General features: G+C 56.2%; 15 protein-coding genes. 9 read left to right on the top strand and 6 right to left on the bottom strand.

Annotated features, from left to right (window positions below; all coding sequences use genetic code 11):
* Window positions 1-24 precede the first annotated feature (24 nt).
* Both E0W60_RS35075 and E0W60_RS35070 read right to left on the bottom strand, forming a co-directional pair.
* Window positions 25-1,389 carry an MmgE/PrpD family protein gene (locus E0W60_RS35075; protein WP_135707426.1) on the bottom strand — a complete coding sequence of 455 codons (1,365 nt, stop codon included), beginning with the start codon at window positions 1,387-1,389 and terminating at the stop codon, window positions 25-27.
* 14 nt (window positions 1,390-1,403) lie between these two features.
* Entirely contained in the window at window positions 1,404-2,570 is a 1,167-nt protein-coding gene (locus tag E0W60_RS35070) for an acyl-CoA dehydrogenase family protein (protein WP_135707425.1), read from the bottom strand.
* Window positions 2,571-2,812: 242 nt separating this feature from the next.
* On the opposite strand from E0W60_RS35070, the gene E0W60_RS35065 reads away from it, so the two are divergent.
* The 3 genes from E0W60_RS35065 to E0W60_RS35050 all read left to right on the top strand — a co-directional run bounded on the left by E0W60_RS35065 (window position 2,813) and on the right by E0W60_RS35050 (window position 6,270).
* Window positions 2,813-3,826: a MaoC family dehydratase gene (locus E0W60_RS35065; protein ID WP_135707740.1), complete on the top strand. Its 1,014-nt coding sequence runs from the start codon at window positions 2,813-2,815 to the stop codon at window positions 3,824-3,826.
* 51 nt (window positions 3,827-3,877) lie between these two features.
* Window positions 3,878-4,867, top strand: a complete 990-nt coding sequence (locus E0W60_RS35060; RefSeq protein ID WP_135707424.1) for an HpcH/HpaI aldolase/citrate lyase family protein — start codon at window positions 3,878-3,880, stop codon at window positions 4,865-4,867.
* A 434-nt stretch (window positions 4,868-5,301) separates the two neighbouring features.
* Window positions 5,302-6,270: a Bug family tripartite tricarboxylate transporter substrate binding protein gene (locus E0W60_RS35050; RefSeq protein WP_135707422.1), complete on the top strand. Its 969-nt coding sequence runs from the start codon at window positions 5,302-5,304 to the stop codon at window positions 6,268-6,270.
* Window positions 6,271-6,454: 184 nt separating this feature from the next.
* Here E0W60_RS35050 and E0W60_RS35045 read toward each other — a convergent pair whose 3' ends face one another.
* Window positions 6,455-6,730, bottom strand: coding sequence for a hypothetical protein (locus E0W60_RS35045; RefSeq protein WP_135707421.1), 276 nt, complete (start codon window positions 6,728-6,730; stop codon window positions 6,455-6,457).
* A gap of 876 nt (window positions 6,731-7,606) precedes the next feature.
* Here E0W60_RS35045 and E0W60_RS35040 point away from each other — a divergent pair.
* The 5 genes from E0W60_RS35040 (at window position 7,607) to E0W60_RS35020 (ending at window position 12,643) form a co-directional block, all read left to right on the top strand.
* Entirely contained in the window at window positions 7,607-8,773 is a 1,167-nt protein-coding gene (locus tag E0W60_RS35040) for a CaiB/BaiF CoA transferase family protein (protein ID WP_135707420.1), read from the top strand.
* Window positions 8,774-8,819: 46 nt separating this feature from the next.
* On the top strand, window positions 8,820-9,995 hold the full coding sequence (locus E0W60_RS35035; RefSeq protein ID WP_135707419.1) for a thiolase family protein: 1,176 nt from the start codon (window positions 8,820-8,822) through the stop codon (window positions 9,993-9,995).
* A 26-nt stretch (window positions 9,996-10,021) separates the two neighbouring features.
* A complete protein-coding gene (locus tag E0W60_RS35030) occupies window positions 10,022-10,762 on the top strand; it encodes an SDR family oxidoreductase (RefSeq protein ID WP_135707418.1) in 741 nt (246 codons plus the stop codon).
* A 15-nt stretch (window positions 10,763-10,777) separates the two neighbouring features.
* Window positions 10,778-11,581: an enoyl-CoA hydratase/isomerase family protein gene (locus E0W60_RS35025; protein WP_135707417.1), complete on the top strand. Its 804-nt coding sequence runs from the start codon at window positions 10,778-10,780 to the stop codon at window positions 11,579-11,581.
* 102 nt (window positions 11,582-11,683) lie between these two features.
* A complete protein-coding gene (locus E0W60_RS35020; RefSeq protein ID WP_135707416.1) occupies window positions 11,684-12,643 on the top strand; it encodes a tripartite tricarboxylate transporter substrate-binding protein in 960 nt (319 codons plus the stop codon).
* A gap of 111 nt (window positions 12,644-12,754) precedes the next feature.
* Here E0W60_RS35020 and E0W60_RS35015 read toward each other — a convergent pair.
* Window positions 12,755-13,920 (bottom strand): IS3 family transposase gene (locus tag E0W60_RS35015; RefSeq protein WP_135706549.1). Its coding sequence is split into 2 segments (ribosomal slippage): window positions 12,755-13,656 and window positions 13,656-13,920, totalling 1,167 coding nucleotides; the frame shifts between segments, so codons are not numbered across the junction.
* Window positions 13,921-14,092: 172 nt separating this feature from the next.
* Between E0W60_RS35015 and gcvA the strand changes: the two genes are divergently transcribed.
* The gene (gene gcvA, locus E0W60_RS35010) at window positions 14,093-14,998 is read left to right on the top strand and encodes a transcriptional regulator GcvA (protein ID WP_135707415.1); all 906 of its coding nucleotides are present in this window, start codon (window positions 14,093-14,095) and stop codon (window positions 14,996-14,998) included.
* A gap of 134 nt (window positions 14,999-15,132) precedes the next feature.
* Here gcvA and E0W60_RS35005 read toward each other — a convergent pair whose 3' ends face one another.
* Window positions 15,133-15,558 (bottom strand): PaaI family thioesterase, encoded by a 426-nt coding sequence (locus E0W60_RS35005; protein ID WP_135707414.1) that lies wholly within the window; start codon window positions 15,556-15,558, stop codon window positions 15,133-15,135.
* 110 nt (window positions 15,559-15,668) lie between these two features.
* Complete coding sequence (locus E0W60_RS35000) at window positions 15,669-17,078, bottom strand: MmgE/PrpD family protein (RefSeq protein ID WP_167884697.1); 1,410 nt, start codon at window positions 17,076-17,078, stop codon at window positions 15,669-15,671.
* Window positions 17,079-17,501: the final 423 nt, after the last annotated feature.

Genomic DNA, 17,501 nt, shown 5'->3' with positions numbered 1-17,501 from the left:
CGTAGGATTCCTGAGTTGATTTGATTATGCGGCGCCGCCAGCCATCCAGGCATGCAAGCGCGGATACAGTACAGGAGCCTCCTGAGCTTCCAGTGTGTCAATGAGCTCCCACAAGGCCTCCGCCCGCTGCGCACCCAGCAGCGCCTTTGCTTTGCTTCGGAGCTTGGCGGCCCTGATGGCGTATGGTAATGGCCTGTTGACGTCGACAGCAGCAGTCAAGGTTGCCCCCGACTTCGTCACAACTGCGCCATGGCAGGCAGTATCGGCCATGGAGGGATCGGCAATGATTTCTACTCGCCGGGCCAGATTCACCAACGTGGGATTCCTGCAATTCGCGTCTGAGAATGAAGCCAGTGCAGCTGTGTTGAGCCCTGCTAGCGTCATGGCGGCCGTCAGTGCAAGGCTGAACTTGGCTTCCAATCCGGTTGCCGGTTGCGCAATGCAGCAGACCGATAGCCACTGCGGGGCAACGGTAAGCATGATTCGCGCGATGTCGTCAGGTTGCAGAAGGTGTTTGTGACGCACGGCTGTCAGTGCTTCGAGCGCAGGGTGGGTGCCATGGCAGCATGCGTGAAACTTGTGCTGAATCCGGGCAAAGTGAAATGTGTCTGGCAAGCCAGCGAATGCGTCTTCCGTGGCATCCTGTCGGCCAGAATGCGTGTCGGCGAATCCGCCCACGCATGTGAGAGCATCCGTACGTGAGACAAAACCCAACGCGGCGAGGTTGGCAGCTTCCACGCCCGTGGACGCTGCCATGCCCGCATGGAAGGGCTTAGCCATGGTGCCGAACTGACATTTCAGGCCGGACGCGCGCGTTGCTGCCACGCCGAACGCATGACTCGCACGCTCCCCATCGAGGTTGAGTAGACGCGCTGCAACCGCAGTTGCGCCGAAAGCCCCTGATGTGGCGGTCTGATGGAAGCCGGCATTGTAGTGCGATCGTCCAAGCCAGGCGCCCACTCGGCAGGTGATTTCCACACCAATAAGAAACGATTCCAACAACGCCTTACCGCAAGCCTGCTGTTGCTCGGCAACGGCTAGCGCCGCGGGAAGCACCGTCACGCTGGGGTGGCCAACAAAATCGAAGTGCGTGTCGTCGTAGTCCAGCGCGTGCGCAACGGCTCCGTTCAGCAGCGCCGCGGCGCGTGCGGGTACGCGCTGCGCAAGGCCAAAGGCGCTGGCCTGCGGCGCGCCGGCCTCGGTGCGCACCAGTTCGCGCACAGCACGGCTGACCGGCTCCTGCGCGCCGGCGCTTGCGACGGACAGGCAGTCATAGATGGACAGTCGTGCGAGGGCGAGCGCCTCGGGGGGGAAGCGCAGCGTGCGTTCGACCGTGAAGCTGGCGGCGCGCGCGGTGATGCCGCTCGGTATTGAGAGGTTCTGCGTCATGGCTAAGCTACCGCTCAGGCTGCGACCTTACCCAGCATGGCATCGGAGATGATGCGCATCTGGATCTCGGATGTGCCTTCGAAAATCTTGGTCAGCCGGGCGTCGCGCCAGTAACGCTCTGCGGCGAAGTGCGTGGTGTAGCCTGCCCCGCCGTGGACTTGTAGGCCTTCGCTGGTGACGCGCTCGCACATCTCGCTGGCAAATAGCTTGACCATCGAGGCCTCGGTGTCAGCGCGTACGCCTTCGTCGATCTTTTCGCACACCGCGTAGAGCAGCGCGCGCGAGGCTTCAATCTGCGTTGCCATGTCGGCCAGCTTGAAGCGGATGGCCTGGAAGTTGCCGATCGGGTTGCCGAATTGGGCTCGGTCCTTCGCGTACTGGATCGAGTCCTCCAGGCTGCCCTGCGCCAGGCCGATCGAACGCGCGGCGGTGTGGGCACGTGCGGTTTCGAGCCCGGCTGTAGCCAGGTAGAACGCTTTGCCTTCCTCGCCAACCATTGTGGAGTGGGGAACGCGGCAGCCGTCAAAAGCCAGCTCCCAGGTGGTCCAGCCGTGGTAGCCGATCTTGGGGATGACACTGCCCTTGACGCCCTTGGGCAACTGGCCGCGCGGCTTTTCCACCATGAAGGCGGACAGGCCCTTGTGGCGCGCCTTGGAGGCTACCACCGGGTCGGTGCGGCAGATCACCAAGATGAAGTCAGCTTCGTCGGCGAAGGTGCACCAGTACTTGCTTCCGGTAATGACCCACTCGTCACCGTCGCGCACGGCGCGGCAAGCGATATTGGCCACGTCTGAGCCGGCATTCGGCTCAGACAACGAGAAGGCGCCCAGAAACTCCCCGCGGGCCATGCGCGGCAGGTATTCCGCTTTCTTTTCCGGCGAAAGCCCCTTCAGCGCTCCAATCAGCCCATTGCCGCGGGCGATCAGGCTTCCCACGCTCATCCACGCGCGCGACAGTTGCTCGGCCACCAGGCAGTACTCGTAGGCGCCCAGCCCCAAGCCGCCGTATTCCTCCGGAATCAGGATGCCGAAGTAGCCCAGCTCGGCCATCTCGTCGATCAGCTCGCGCGGAATCTGTCCTTTTTCGGGATCCAACTTGTTTGCGATGGGTAGCACTCGCTCCATTGCGAACTGGCGTGCTGCCTCCTGAATCATGCGCCGCTCCTCAGTCAGTCGTAGCAACTCACTCTCCTTGTTTGTTTATCGACCTTCATCCTACTATGTACGTACATAGTAAAGCAAAATTTTCGGCGGCCCGCAACATGCCCTTGCAATCTCTGTGGTTAGATCAAGAATCTTGACTTCGCGCCGAAGACGAACCAGTATGTACGTACCTAGATTCGATTGTTTTGTGGTGTAGGCGATAGGAGAAACCCGTGCAGAACCGGTTAGACGGCAATTACTTCGAAGACTTTCATGTCGGCATGAAGATCAACCATGCAACGCCGCGTACGCTTACGGAAGGTGACCACAGCTTGTATATCGGGCTGACTGGTAGCCGCACCGTGGTGTGCACGGCAGAGACAAATGCGCGACAACTGGGCCTATCGCGACGGCCCCTGGAGGATCTGCTCGTCTTCAACACGGCCTTTGGCAAGACCGTTCATGACATTTCGCTCAATGCTGTGGCAAATCTGGGCTACGCGGACGTGCGCTTCATGTGCCATGTGTATTCCGGAGACACGCTGGCTGTGGAGACGGAAGTCATCGGTTTGAAGGAAAACTCCAACCGCAAGAGTGGGGTGGTGTACGTACGTTCGGTCGCCCGCAATCAGCACGGACACGAGGTTCTTAGTTGGGTACGGTGGGTGATGGTGCACAAGCGCAACCATGGCGCATCGTGTGGCGCGCCGGTGGTTCCAACCACGGACGCAGTGGTGTCGGGCGTGCGCTTACGGCGCGACGATTATTCGGCCGGGGTGCGTGAGATTACTGCAATGACCGGGGTGACCGACCTGTGGGAAGACTACACCGTGGGGACACGCATCGACCACCCGGGCGCCATGACTATTAATAACAGTGACCATAGCATCGCCACGCGCCTGTACCAGAATACAGCGCGCGCGCATTTCGACGGTTATGCGATGCAGAGCGCCGGTTCGCAGCGCTTGGTCTATGGTGGACACATCATCTCGGTATGCCGCGCGCTAGCCTATGACGGGCTTGAGAACAGTCTGTCGATCCTTGCCATTAACGGTGGCAGTCATGTGAACCCAACTCATGCTGGCGATACCATCGCGTGCGCCACCAAGGTGATCGACAAAATCGATTTGGGGCAGGACTATGTCGGCGGGCTGAGGCTTCGCATGATCGGCGTGAAGAATGCGAATGCCTCATCCATCAGCTTTCCAAAAGCGTGCGAAAGCCGCCCCGCGCACCCTTCTAACGTTGTGCTCGACCTTGATTACACCATCGCCATGCCGAAACGCTCGGCATAACACGTAGGGTTCCTTACGCAACCAAGCCAGAATCTTCTAGAAGACAACCCAATGAATATCCATCCAAGAGACGCTCTGTTTTCCGGTGAAAAGCCCTTTCCCGTCCTGGCCACCTGTGAGCACTTCGCCGGAAGCGAGAAGCTGATTGGCAAGGCTCTGGACCTGCAAGTTGAATACGGTCCAGTCTTTGATGTGACATGCGACTGCGAGGACGGCGCAGCTGCAGGGGAGGAATTGGAGCATGCGGCTATGGTGGCACGTATGATCGCCTCCGAGCGCAACCGGTTCAGCCGCGCGGGGGCGCGCATTCACGACCCGTCGCATCCGGCCTGGCGACAGGACGTTGACAAGATAGTGGGCGAGGCGGGTAGTCGACTAGCGTATGTAACCGTACCGAAAGCGACGAGTCACAAGCAGGTGGCTGAAGTTATCGAGTACATCAATGAGGCGGCGCAGAGAACAGGTCTAGACAGATCTATTCCGGTACACGTGCTGATTGAAACCCACGGTGCTCTACGCGACGTATTTCAGATTGCGGAGCTGCCGAACATTGAGGTATTGGACTTCGGCTTGATGGATTTTGTCAGCGGCCATCATGGAGCGATTCCTGCGGCTGCCATGCGCAGTCCTGGCCAGTTCGAGCATGCCTTGTTGGCACGCGCTAAGGCAAACATGACGGCGGCGGCGTTGGCGAACGGTATCGTGCCAGCGCACAACGTGTGCCTGAATCTGAAGGATGCTGCAGTAATCTCGGCCGACGCCAGTCGAGCGCACAACGAATTTGGGTTCCTGCGCATGTGGAGCATCTACCCGGCGCAAATCATGCCCATCGTCAACGCCATGCGGCCTGATTTCGCTGAGGTGGAGGATGCAGCCAGCATCCTAGTTGCTGCACAGGATGCGAATTGGGGCCCGATCCAGTACAAAGGCGAACTGCATGATCGTGCCACCTACCGCTATTTCTGGGCAGTTCTGGAGAAAGCAAAGGTCACCGGCATGATAATTCCTCCAGAGGCTAGCAGTCGCTTCTTTGCAGACTGAGACACTAGCTTGCTTGAGAGCTGCTGCTGCAACAGAGGTGATGGGGTGCCACCCAGAAACCTGTCCTCGCCAGAAGAGTTCATGGACCTCTTGTACGAGGTTCGTGAAATCAGCAGCGAGTTACAGAAGGTGGCTCGGGCACAGGTTGCGTCTGAGACATCAACGCCCTGCCTCACCGAACTGAAGGCCTTGATCCTGGAACGGTTGCATTCCGATGACTTGCGGACCGGGATCATCTATTACGCGTCTGCGGCGGAACTTGGAGTGCCCCTAAGGCTTCCCTTGGAACAATGCGAGCGCGTTATGGCAGGGCATGGAGGCAGATCGCTGCGAAGCCTTTTCTGGGCCGCAAACCGACGTATGCAGAATCTTTGCCAGTTCGAGTGGACGGGGCATGCGCACCCATTAGCATAATCACTACAAAAGGAGACAACATGAAAAATTTCAAGACGCTGGCCATCGTTTCGGTTCTGATGGCTGTTTCTGCGCCGCTGAAGGCATCGGACTATCCCTCTAAGCCAGTTCGTATCGTAGTGGGCTTTCCGCCGGGACAGACCACGGACATTATTGCCCGCAAGCTGGCACAGCGACTGACGAGCACACTGGGTCAATCCTTTTATGTCGAAAACCGGCCAGGCGTGGGTGCCGGCCTTGCAGCGGAACTAGTCGCACGGGCTGAACCTGATGGTTACACGCTGCTAGCGACATCCAGCGGACCGATGGCAGTGAATCGCTGGGTCCACACCAATTTGAAGTACGATGTGAAGCGAGATTTCAAACCCATTGCGTTGATCGGGACCTTTCCCCTGGTACTCGTGACGAGCACAAACTCGCGTTTCTCCACAATGAAGGATCTACTGACGTACGCCAAAGGCCATCCCGGCAAGATTAACTACGGTTCTGGCGGAAACGGCGTCACTAATCATCTTGTGATGGAAATGTTTAAGGAACGCGCCGGTGTCGACTTGACCCATGTCCCGTATAAAGGAGGCGTGGCCGCTATGACCGACGTGGTGGCTGGACAGGTTGATGTCATGTTTGAAGTCGTTTCCATCGCTGAGCCTCTAATTCGGCAGGGTAAGCTGAATGCACTCGCGGTGGCGAGCGACAAGCGGGTAAGCACGTTGCCAGAGGTGCCAACCGTCGGGGAACTTGGATACCCGAACTTTCGTGGTGAGCCTTGGATCGGCCTAGTCGCTCCCAAGGGCCTGCCGCCACCGGTGTTGGCAAAGCTGACTGCGGCAATAGACCGTGCGGCGAAAAGCCCTGAATGGAAGCAGGAAATCACGCTTCTCGGTGCCACGCCGAGACCAATGGGGCACGCCGAATTCGGTGACTTCATCCAATCAGAGATGGCGCGCTGGGGCGACGTCGCGAAGCGGGTGAATGTGAAAGCAGATTAAGATCGGGTTCTTGTGGACGCCTACCGGATGGCAAGCCGTTTGGCAATTAGTCGAAGGTAAAGCAGCGCGCTTTTGTCCGTGCCTGTTCGCGCAGGCTGGCAAACTCAGCTCCTTTCGCTCCAACCTGCTTACCGTCATGCCGCGAGTGATCGCGCAGCTTGATGTGGTTGTGATATAGGACGGATCATATCATCTGGACAAAGCCGTTTGCCAATAGCTGCCGCCACAAGGTTGAAAGGACGTCGCTGAACCAAGCTACCCCAGCCATGGCGATCGTATGCCACGCGTTATCACTGCTCGAGGCGCCGTGCATCAGTATGGTTCGCAAAGTGGTGTCGCCGCGTTTTCGAGAGCCGCGACCTTGTTGCTGCTTGAGTGTGCGATAGAACTCGCCGAAGCGCGGGAGGATATTGTCCACCTCTTCGATCATGCGCAGGCGGGGCTGGTTGGTGGCCTGCATCAGGCAGCCAGCGCGTACTACTGAATATCTTGTGCGGACGCATGTGACGCCTGGCCCTCGTGACAAGGGGGCCGCGTTGCGCTGCGGCAGCGAGCTGCTGCGCCAGATTTTCCAGTTCGGCCTCGAGGTTAGACAAGCCCACCTCGGGGCATTGTCGCTCCAGGCGGGGGGCTTGCGTCTGAAGCTGAGTACTCTGGTCATGAGAGGAGACCCTTGCAAGCAAATCGTCTTGCCTGCTTGGGAAATTTCCGCGTCAGACTTTGCTTGAGCCGAGTCAGACGTATAGCGTTACTGGGACACCCAGCATGCGGGTGACAGGCATCAGGCGCCCCGAGCGATGCCAGCGCCGTAGCGTAGCGACAGCCACACCAAGCGCGGCGGTTGCTTCGACGATGGATAGAGGCGGGTTCCCCGGTTGGTTCATAACCGGGCCCAGGCATGCAGTTTATACCTGCTTGATCAGGATTGCGCTGCCTATGCGCTTACCGGCCCCGCGTCATCGCACTAGCACCGCCGTATGGAGGTTTCACTTCTAGCACGGACTATGCTGCGCGACTCCGGATCAGTATCGCGAGGATCCGCTTCGCCAAAGCAGCGTGGCGCCAAGCCCACTCTCGTCGGTCTTCTTACCGCAAGAAGCCGCTAGTAGCGTGAGACTGTGTCAAAAACATTCCTTTTGAACTTTTGCCAAAGAGCCCAGCACAACTCCTTCGTCGATGATTGAGAAAAACTCAATCGGTCTCGTCGAAAATCTCGTTTGTCACGGGGCTGCAATCGAACGAAAGTACAGGGTCCCGGCATCTAGTTTTTGAATATTCTTAGTAAGCAGATGCCTTCGAAAAAAATCAGTAAAACGTAATAACGGCGGACGAGAGAATGGAAGACAAGGGCGGAAATCTGGCCGGTCACCTCGTTGTTGACTTTTCGCAGATCGCAGCAGGTCCGACCTGCACAATGATGCTAGCGGATCGGGGAGCAGAGGTAATTAAGATTGAGCCGCCGGGGGGCGACCTCGGTCGTACCCTTGGGCCGCCCTTCATCGAAGGTCACGGTGCAATCTTCATGTCGCTGAATCGAAACAAGCGCAGTGCATCCTTGGATCTGAAAAAGCCCGAAGACCTTGAGGTGGCTCGCCGTCTCGTTCAGCGAGCAGATATAGTCGTTGAAAGCTTCCGGCCAGGCGTCATGGAACGCCTAGGGCTTGATTATAAGACCGTCGCTAGAACGAATAGTCGTCTAGTGTATTGCAGCATTTCGGCTTACGGGCAGCAGGGTACTTTGAGTGGCAAGCCGGGTGTGGACGGAATCGTTCAAGCGACTTCCGGACTGGTTAGCACGCTGGGCAACGGCGACGGTGTCCCGTCCAAGGTGCAAACTCCGATCGTGGATATGGTAACGGGTTTTTTGTCGACCACAGCGATCCTAGACGCTTTGATGGCTCGGCAGCGTACAGGCCGTGGTGCACATCTCGATATCAGTATGTTTGCAGCTAGTGTACAGCTTCAACAGGTGAGCTTGGCTTCCTACGTTGCTTCTGGTGATCTACCGCGCCCTAGCGGTAGTGCAGCGCCGTACTCCGCACCAAACGAAGCATTTCCTTCTTCGGACGGGTGGCTCATGATAGCCGCGTATCAACCCAAGCGATGGACAAAGCTCTGCGAAATCCTCGGAATTCCCGCTGCCGCAACGGACGCTAGATTTGCAACCTCCGATCTACGCGTAGCAAATCGTCCTGAGATGTATGCGCTTGTCGCATCAAAAACACAACTCTGGACAAGAGAGGCGCTCTTGGCGGCGCTCGAAGAAAACGACATCATTTGCGGTCCTGTTAACACATATGCAGATGTTGTTGAAACCGAGATATTCGAAAGCATGACTTCGACGTTCCACCACCCCGAGGCCGGCAACTTTCGCTTCGTAGCTTCCCTTGCCCCGGGTTTGGCTGATTCATTTCGAACGACTCCGACGTGGCCCGCACCGCTGTTGGGACAACATACATGCGAGGTCGTTGAGCTCGCAAATGCAGGCGCTACGACTCAGTGAGAGACCCGCGCACAAGGTCAAAACATTAACACATAACGAGGTGATTATGAGCGAAGCAGTGATCGCAGGCGTCGGGATGACGCAATTCGGAAAATTTTTGGATCGCAATCTGAAATCATTGTGCGAAGAAGCGGTGCGTGACGCACTAGTCGACGCCAATGTACAGCCGTCACAGATTGAATGTGTTTTCTTTGCAAACGCCGCAGCCGGAGTAGTGACCGGTCAGGAAATGATCCGTGCCCAGTCATCACTTCGCAACACCGGGCTTGCTGGTAAGCCGATGTTCAATATCGAAAACGCATGTGCCTCAAGTAGTTCCGCATTGAATCTTGCACGCGCTACGGTGGTATCAGGCCAATATGAATGCGTCCTTGTAGTTGGTGCTGAGAAGCTGACCCATGAGGACAAGCGCGTTAGTTTTGGCGCGTTCGCGGCAGCGGTGGACCTCGAAGAGACGCTCGATGCCACTATCGGTACCGGTACTGGAAGCGTTTTCATGGACATTTACGCTAACAAGACGCGTAAATGGATGAAGAATGCCGGTGTGGAAATCGAAGACTTTGCCCGTGTATGCGTGAAGAGCCGGTTGGCCGGTTCGCTCAACAGTAAGGCGCAGTTTCGTCGAACCACAACCATCGAGGAAGTTCTCAACAGCCGCATGGTGAGCGATCCCCTGACGCTATTCATGTGCTCATCGATCGGCGATGGCGCTTCAGCGATTGTTATTTGCTCCGCTGAATTTGCTAGGAAGCTTGGCGTTAAAGTACCCGTATATATCAAAGCCTGCTCTGTGGTCAGCGCCACTGGCGTTCCAGGAGCAGAGCTTGTAGCGGTGAGCGCGGCAAGGCTGGCGTATGAAGAAGCAGGTGTGGGACCGGAAGATATCCACGTTGCCGAGCTGCACGACGCTTCAGCTCCGGCTGAGCTGATTCACTACGAGAATCTTGGACTATGTCAGCCTGGTGAAGCGGGTGCATTGATTCGCTCTGGCGCTACTTCGATTGGCGGTCGGATCTCGGTGAATCCCAGCGGCGGCTTGCTAAGCCGCGGCCATCCTGTCGGTGCCACTGGGTCTGCTCAGATTGTCGAACTGACAGAACAGCTGCGTGGCCAGGCCGGTTCGCGTCAACGTCCCGGGGCAAAGGTCGCTTTGGCCGAAAACAATGGTGGACAAATGTCGGGCGACTCTGCCGTTGCGCTCGTAACGATCCTGACAACCTGAATTACCCCAAATATTCGAGCAACAGCATGACTGAGCAAGTAGCAATCGTCACCGGCGGAGCACAAGGTATTGGGCGCGGCATTGTAGAAGCGTTGCTGAACAATGGCTATCGTGTAGCGGCATTCGATCTGAACGAGCAAGCGCTGCAGCACGCGGCAGACGTGCTGGGATCCGATCGCTTCCTTCCCCTTAATGTGGACGTGACTTCGTCGGAGGCCGTCTATAGCGCAACCGCCGAAGTCGCGGGTCATTGGAAAACAGCTGATGTCTTAGTCAATAACGCAGGCATCAGTCGCGACAAACGTATTACGAAGATGAGCGAGGAGGATTGGGATTTTGTCATGAACCTCAATCTTCGTTCGCAGTTTCTTTGTGTGAAAGCGGTGGTAGAGGGCATGATCGCCCAGAACTATGGGCGCATTATTAACCTATCCTCCCGCGCATGGCTTGGTGGATTCGGGCAAGCCAATTACTCCGCAGCGAAAGGTGGGGTGGTAAGCTTCACACGGTCGCTGGCGATCGAACTGGCATCTAAAGGCATCACTGCTAACTCTATTGCACCAGGAATCATTGAGACTCCGCTGTTCAACAGCTTCACTGACGAAGTCAAGGAAAAGTTGAAGAAAAGCGTTCCCGTGGCCCGGATTGGCCAGCCGTCTGACGTGGCCGCAGCCGCATTGATGTTTGCAAGCAGGGAAGCGTCATACATCACCGGACAGACATTATACGTCTGCGGTGGGCGGTCCTTATCCAGTCCCAGCGTCTGAAGTTAGGAGGTCTGTATGGCTATCGACGTACAAACGGAAAATTCGATTGCAATCGTGACCCTAAATGCTCCGGAATCGCTCAATGCATTGACGATTCCCGACTTGCTCGCGTTGCGGAACCAATTGCGCTCCTTGCAGGATGACGATGCTGTGCGTTGCATTGTCCTCACAGGAGCTGGTGACCGATCATTTTGCACGGGGGCAAATTTAAAAAACACCTTGCCGACATCGGAGTCGTTCGGAAGAACTGGTTTCCTCGGCGTAGAGGCTGAGGTGTCTCATGGAGGATATACCCGCCTTATCGATCTCAACGGCCTTGAGCTTTGGAAGCCAATAATCGCTGCAATCAATGGCTATTGCCTCGGCGGGGGTCTCGAACTGGCAATGCAATGTGACTTGCGAATTGGTGCTAGCACGGCCTCCTTCGCTTTGCCTGAAGTCCGGGTCGCGAGCGTGCCTGCGGCCGGCGGTGTCCAACAACTGCTTCGGGCGATTCCTGCTGCACATGCGATGAAACTCGCGTTGACCGGTGATCGGATCGACGCGGATCTAGCACTCCGCATCGGCCTAATCAGCGATGTGGTGGAACCCGAAAAACTGATGAGCGCGGTCATGTCAACAGCTCAACGAATCGCCGGGAACGGGCCATTGGCAGTACAGGCCGTTAAGCGCCTTGCGCTTGAGACCTCGCATCTTTGTCCTCGCGACTACACCGCTCAGGCGAACCTGATGTGGGGCGTCCTTCGCGACTCGCAAGACCGTATTGAGGGAAGAAGGGCGTTTGCAGAAAAGCGAGTCCCCCTTTTTCACGGGCGATAGTTTTCAATGTTTTGTTAAGTGGGTGGGTGTCAACAGTGTGCTCGCCCATCGGTTTAAAACAGCAGCTAAGCCAAAGCAAGCCCGCTGTGGAGGAGAAAAATCGTGAAAATCCGATGGATACTTGGGGCTGCCGTTTGCATGACGGCTGCGTGCGTCTCTGCTCAGGAAGCTTACCCGAGCCGTCCCATTCGAATGGTGGTGGCGTTTACCGCAGGAAGTTCGACGGATCTGATGGCTCGTATTGTAGCCAATCAGATGTCTATCAAGCTCAAGCAGCCCGTCATTGTTGAGAACCGACCCGGCGCCGGCGGAGCCATCGCTGCTGGATATGTAGCCAAAGCTCCTGCAGACGGGTACACGGTGTTGGTGCATTCAGGCTCCTATGTGATTGCTCCATGGCTCTATAAGAACCTGCCCTACGACTCACAGCGAGACCTGGTCAGCGTAGCTGCATTTGGGGGGTTCCCCGGCGTGGTGTTGACGCCGGCGGGGAAATATAGAAGTCTTTCGGATCTCATCGCGGTCGCGCGAAAGGCTAATGGTGGGCTCAATTTCGCATCGGCCGGTACGGGAAGCTCAACGCACATGAGCGCTGAGAAAATCAACATGGTCGCAAAGATATCGGGTCAGCACATCCCCTTCCGAGGCACGCCGGAGGCGATTACTGATGTGGCAGCGGGGCGATCGCAGTATTTTGTATCGCCTATTAACACCGCCATGGGAATGGTTAAGGAAGGCCGCGTCAGCGCCGTAGCTATCACGTCGAAACGACGCAGTCCTCTCCTGCCGAACGTCCCAACTATTGCGGAAGCTGGATTGCCTGGTGCAGAGTACCCGCTATGGGTGGGTGCCTTTGTCTCAGCAAAAACGCCACCGGCTATTGTTGCGCGGCTGCATCAAGAAATTGCGCGTGCTATTGATTCTACGGACGTGAAGCGACAGTATGTGGCCAACGGTATTGAGGATCTTTCGATGTCCCAAGCAACGTTCGAGCGTTTCATTCGAGACGAGATCGTCTTATCGGGCGAACTTGCCAAACGTGCCAACTTGCAGCCCGAGTAAGTCTTAGATGTGAAGGTCGGCGAGGTTCAGAGTAAACCGCGACACCGCTGCGGCCTCAGGTCCTCCCCGACTACCCGGTGAGGTGTTCTGTCCAGCGCGGACACGTCTGGTTCATGCTGCAGCTAGTCGACTGAGGTAGCTTGCAGCGACTTCGCCTGGCGTTCGGTACCCCAACTTCGAATGGCGCCGTTGGCGATTGTAAAAAATCTCAATGTACTCACGGACAGAGGCCATGGCTTCCAGCCGGGTGGCATACCGATGGTGGTACACCAACTCTGCTTTCAGGCTGCCCCAGAAGCTTTCCATGGGCGCATTGTCGTAGCAGTTTCCCTTGCGTGACATCGAAGCCAGCATGCCGAACTGCGCTAGCAACCTGCGATAGCCGTGAGCACAGTATTGGCTGCCCCGGTCTGAATGATGAATCAGGCCGGGCCGTGGCCGCTTGCTGCGCACCGCCCGGAACAGCGCCTCGCCCACCAATTCCTGTGTCATTCTGGGCCCCATCGCGTAGCCCACGATCTCGCACGTGTACAGGTCCTTGATTCCTGCCAGGTACAACCAACCCTCATCGGTCGCGATATACGTGATGTCTGTCACCCACGCGGCATTTGGCCTGTCGGCTTCAAATTTCTGCTCCAGTAGGTTGGGCGCCACTGGCAGATTATGAGCCGAGCGAGTTGTCGCTACGAATCGACGCTTTTGCCGACACCGAATCCCCATCTCGTTGCGCAATCTGGCCAGCCGATCACGGCCGACCACGAATCCATCGCCAGCCAGCTCGCGCTGCAGGCGCCGCGTACCGTACGTCTGACGCGTGCGCTTGTGGGCTGCCCGGATCGCCAGACGCAGCCGCTCCTGTTCCGGACTGAGCCCGTAAGGTCTGTGTGTCCAGTCGTAGTAGCCACTGCGCGAGACCCCCAATACCCGGCACATCAACTTCACCGGATACACTTCTCGCCATTGACTCACGAACGCGTACCGGGCAGTGATTCCCTGGCGAAGTACGCCGCGGCTTTTTTTACAATATCGCGCTCCAGCCTCGCCTCGGCCAGCTCCTTGCGCAGCCTCGCATTCTCCGCCGCCAACTCTGCCACTGTCACGCCCCCTGGTGCCGCTGCTGTTCCAGGCGCCTTGGCTTTCGACACCCAATTCGTCAACGTGCCCTTCGGAATCCCCAGACGCTGCGCGGCCGACTGCAGCGTCAGTCCCTGTTCCAGCACCAGTCTCACGGCCTCTGCCTGAAACTCTTCCCCGTACGTCTGTCTTGCCTTGCTCATCTGTGCACACTCCTGATCCACGATCTTAATCTAAGGACCAAGCGTGTCCGCCTCGATCAGGCTACCTCACGGTTTGCTCATCACTGGGGCGCTGGCATCCGGTTTGCGGTCTATCCGCCTACAGCCAAAACACCTCTTGATTTCCTTCTTGAAGGGAGTCTTAGATTAGGCCATGGATCATCTTCCTCCCTTAAACTCAGTCAAGGCTTTTGAAGCAACTGCTCGCCACTTGAGCATTACTGCCGCAGCCGAAGAACTCTGTGTAACTGCGGGCGCGGTTAGTCGGCAAATCAAGGCCTTAGAGGAAGACCTGGATCTCCAGTTGCTCGTTCGTGGGCATCGCCAACTTACGTTGACGCGCGAAGGAACACTTTTGTATGAGGCAGCTGCGAGGGCTCTCAATGAAATAAGGGGGGCGTCATCGAAAATCCGTCGTAGTGGTCGACAAAAGCACCTCAATATCCGGGCATACACAACGTTTGCGATGCGCTGGTTAATTCCTCGGCTATCAAGTTTCTACTTAGTCAATCCTGGAATCCAGGTCAACTTGACGACCTCAGTAGACGAGGTTGACTTTCGAAAGGAAGATATCGACGGTGCGATTAGGCTCGGGGACGGAAAGTGGACAGGCGTGCTTGCGCACCGCCTCGTCGAAAATATTTTGATTCCTGTGGCGAGTCCGGATCTTCTTCGTCACACGCCTATTCATCACGTCAGTGATCTAAGGAAACATACGCTCCTGCATTCGGTCGCTCGACCATATGATTGGGAATTTTGGCTTAACAGTGCTGCCAAAAATGTATCGATCGACGCTCGAAGTGGCATGAGCTACCAAAGCTCGGCAATGGCTTACATGGCCGCGATTGGTGGGCAAGGCGTCGCCATTGCACAGCAATTCCTCGTTGAGGAAGATGTAGTAGCGGGGCGCCTAGCTGCCCCGCTGGTTAATGTAGTGAACATGCGCGAATTCACTTACTATTTGCTGGTCCCATCTCACCGACCAGAAAGCGACAACATGCTCGCATTTCGCACTTGGTTATTGTCCGAATTGGAGCTCAAAAGTTCAGGCACTAATTAATGTAGGACTTAAGAAGTGCAGGTATGAACGTAGGAAGAGCGTTTGGCCTATGCAACTTATCCTGAAAGCCATCTCCTCTATGTTGATGTCGGCGAAAGTTGGGAACGGCATAGCCTGACGGTGGAATAAAGCCGTCACGGTCCTGGTTGTACGGCTCGCATGAAGGCACCTTGTGCAGTGGCGATCAACTCCCCAGCCTCATTCACGAGTTCACTCGTTGCAAAATAGATTTTCCTGCCGGCTTTCGTGACGGTGCCAACTGCTCGCAGGGTGCCTCCCGAAGCTTTGCGCAAATAATTGATTGTCAGGGTCACCGTCACAGCGTTTTGAAGGGGCTTCCCAGTTGCCTCGTAGAGCCCAGCGTATCCGCAGGCGGCATCAAGCAGTGTTGCGATCACGCCACCTTGGAGGCTTCCTATCCTATTTCGATGTCGCTCATTCACGTCCAGAGAGAAAATAGCTCGCCCTTCACTAATTTCTTCCAGTCGGATTCCAAGGTGGCAAAGCGACGGATTATCTGCAACGCTCGCAGTGTCTGAATAATTTATAGCTTCCGGCATTCGTCTGTTCTTAATGCATTGGTCGCCGCGATATGCGGGCCGTGTAGCAAAATGCGCCCCGCTGCTTGATGGGGAGTTGTAGGTATATTGAATGGTATCTAAGATGGCTGCTATGTTTCCTTGCGGTCTTGAAGGGACAACGACGTCATCATGTCGGTGATGTTTTTGGAATTATCGATATTTCCGATTTGTCGATGCAGTTCCTTGGCGCGGTCGGTTCCAATGACAGGAGAAACTAATGCAAAAAACTTTCTATCCAGCTTATATTGCTGTGCCACGAGGTCGGTCATTGGCACGCTTGAATCATTTTCCTCAACGATGGAGGTTCCATCTATCAGCTCCACGCGCATCCTCGCCACTGGAACCGGCACATCATGGCAAAGTATAACGGTCACACGGGCCATTAAGTTTTTTGCCACCTCGGCGTTAAGATTCGCTTCCGATATCTGCGTTGGGTCACCTGTTGCGATTCCCAGGAGCGCAAAGGCCACTGCTGCTCGAAGGCTGAACTTGGCCTCGAACGCGTTATTTGGGTCCTGAATATTGCAAATATCGTCACAGTGCGCGTTCACCTCCACAGACACGGAATGTATGGCGTCGACACGCCCGCCAATTCTAGACCTTGCCTTCAAGGCGCATTCGATCGCGGAATGCGTCTCGTAGCACGTGGCGTGATACTTGAACAACGTTAGCTGCAGATGAAATGCCGCATCGGCTTCCTTCGAAAATTCTGGCGACAGAGAAAAATCGCTCACGCTTCTCGGGGCTTCGAGTCCGTATTGCAAGTTATTCCCTCCCCCGTGCGTAGCTGGAAAGCCAAGACGGTGATCGAGAACATCCTTTGTGGAATCGAAGCCTTGTTGCACGAGTAAAGCAGATAGGACGCCGGCCGAAGCAGCGTTACCCGCCTGTAGTGGCTTACAGGAAGTTCCAAAAACGGCCTTTAGCCCGGCCGCTCGAGTTGCCACAACTCCGAAGGTTGACTGGATCTGCTCAAGGTTGAACTTCAATAACTTAGCAGTAGCGGCAGCGGCACCGAAGGAGCCAATCGTCGCTGTTGCATGGAATCCCATGGTGTAATGCGTCGGCGCCATGGCAATTCCCAGCCGACAGCTCACTTCGACACCTGCTACGAATGCCTCAAGAAGCTCTCTGCCGCTAGAACCAATATCTTCTGCTACTGCCAGCGCTGCGGCAAGAACTGGGGCGGATGCGTGACCAGGAATTGCAAAATGAACATCGTCATAGTCAAGGGCGTGGGAACACAGCCCATTCATTAGAGCTGCGCTTACGCTTGGCAAGCGCAAAGCGTGACCAATTGTAGTGCACTTGGCGGCCCCGCCTTGGGCTGACAGGACTCGTGCCATGGAATGCACGAAATCTTCATTTGAGCCCGCCAACGCGACACCGACCCAGTCCATCAATGCCTGTCGTGCGACCGTCTTCACATCTGGTGGCAAGGAGCCGTAGGAAATTTCTTGCGTGATCGCCGCAAGCGCAGGGGTGAAAGCAGAGTTCATTTTCATAATATCGCTAGTGAAGTGCCACGACTGCGGGGGAGGGGCCATGCACGCCCCGTCCCTAGTTAATCTGATCGATCCGTGGCACCGACGATCTCATGACCAGCTATAGCGTCAGAGTTTGTCGGGTACAGTGCCAGTCTTAAGTATTGCACCTGGCTTGACAAGCGAGAATTTGTGGCTCTTGCTTGAGAAAAACGCAATCGTTGCGCTATACAGCGGTGTGCCTTTAGTTGTAAGGCTCTCCGAGCAATTGCACGGCAGTCATGAAGAGCCTCCTGGAAATGTCGCGGATGCCATCATGTGGAACGGAAATTCGCGAAATGTGACATTGTGTTTCAGCTTGAAGAAGAATTGCGCTTTACCGGCCGCAGAAATAAAGCTATCTTGCTAGCCGAAGAAAAAGTTCATATTTTGCTGCGT

This window comes from Cupriavidus oxalaticus, from assembly GCF_004768545.1.
Lineage (GTDB): Bacteria > Pseudomonadota > Gammaproteobacteria > Burkholderiales > Burkholderiaceae > Cupriavidus > Cupriavidus oxalaticus_A.
Note: the sequence above shows the minus strand (reverse complement) of the source record. Positions and strands in the feature narration are given on the sequence as shown.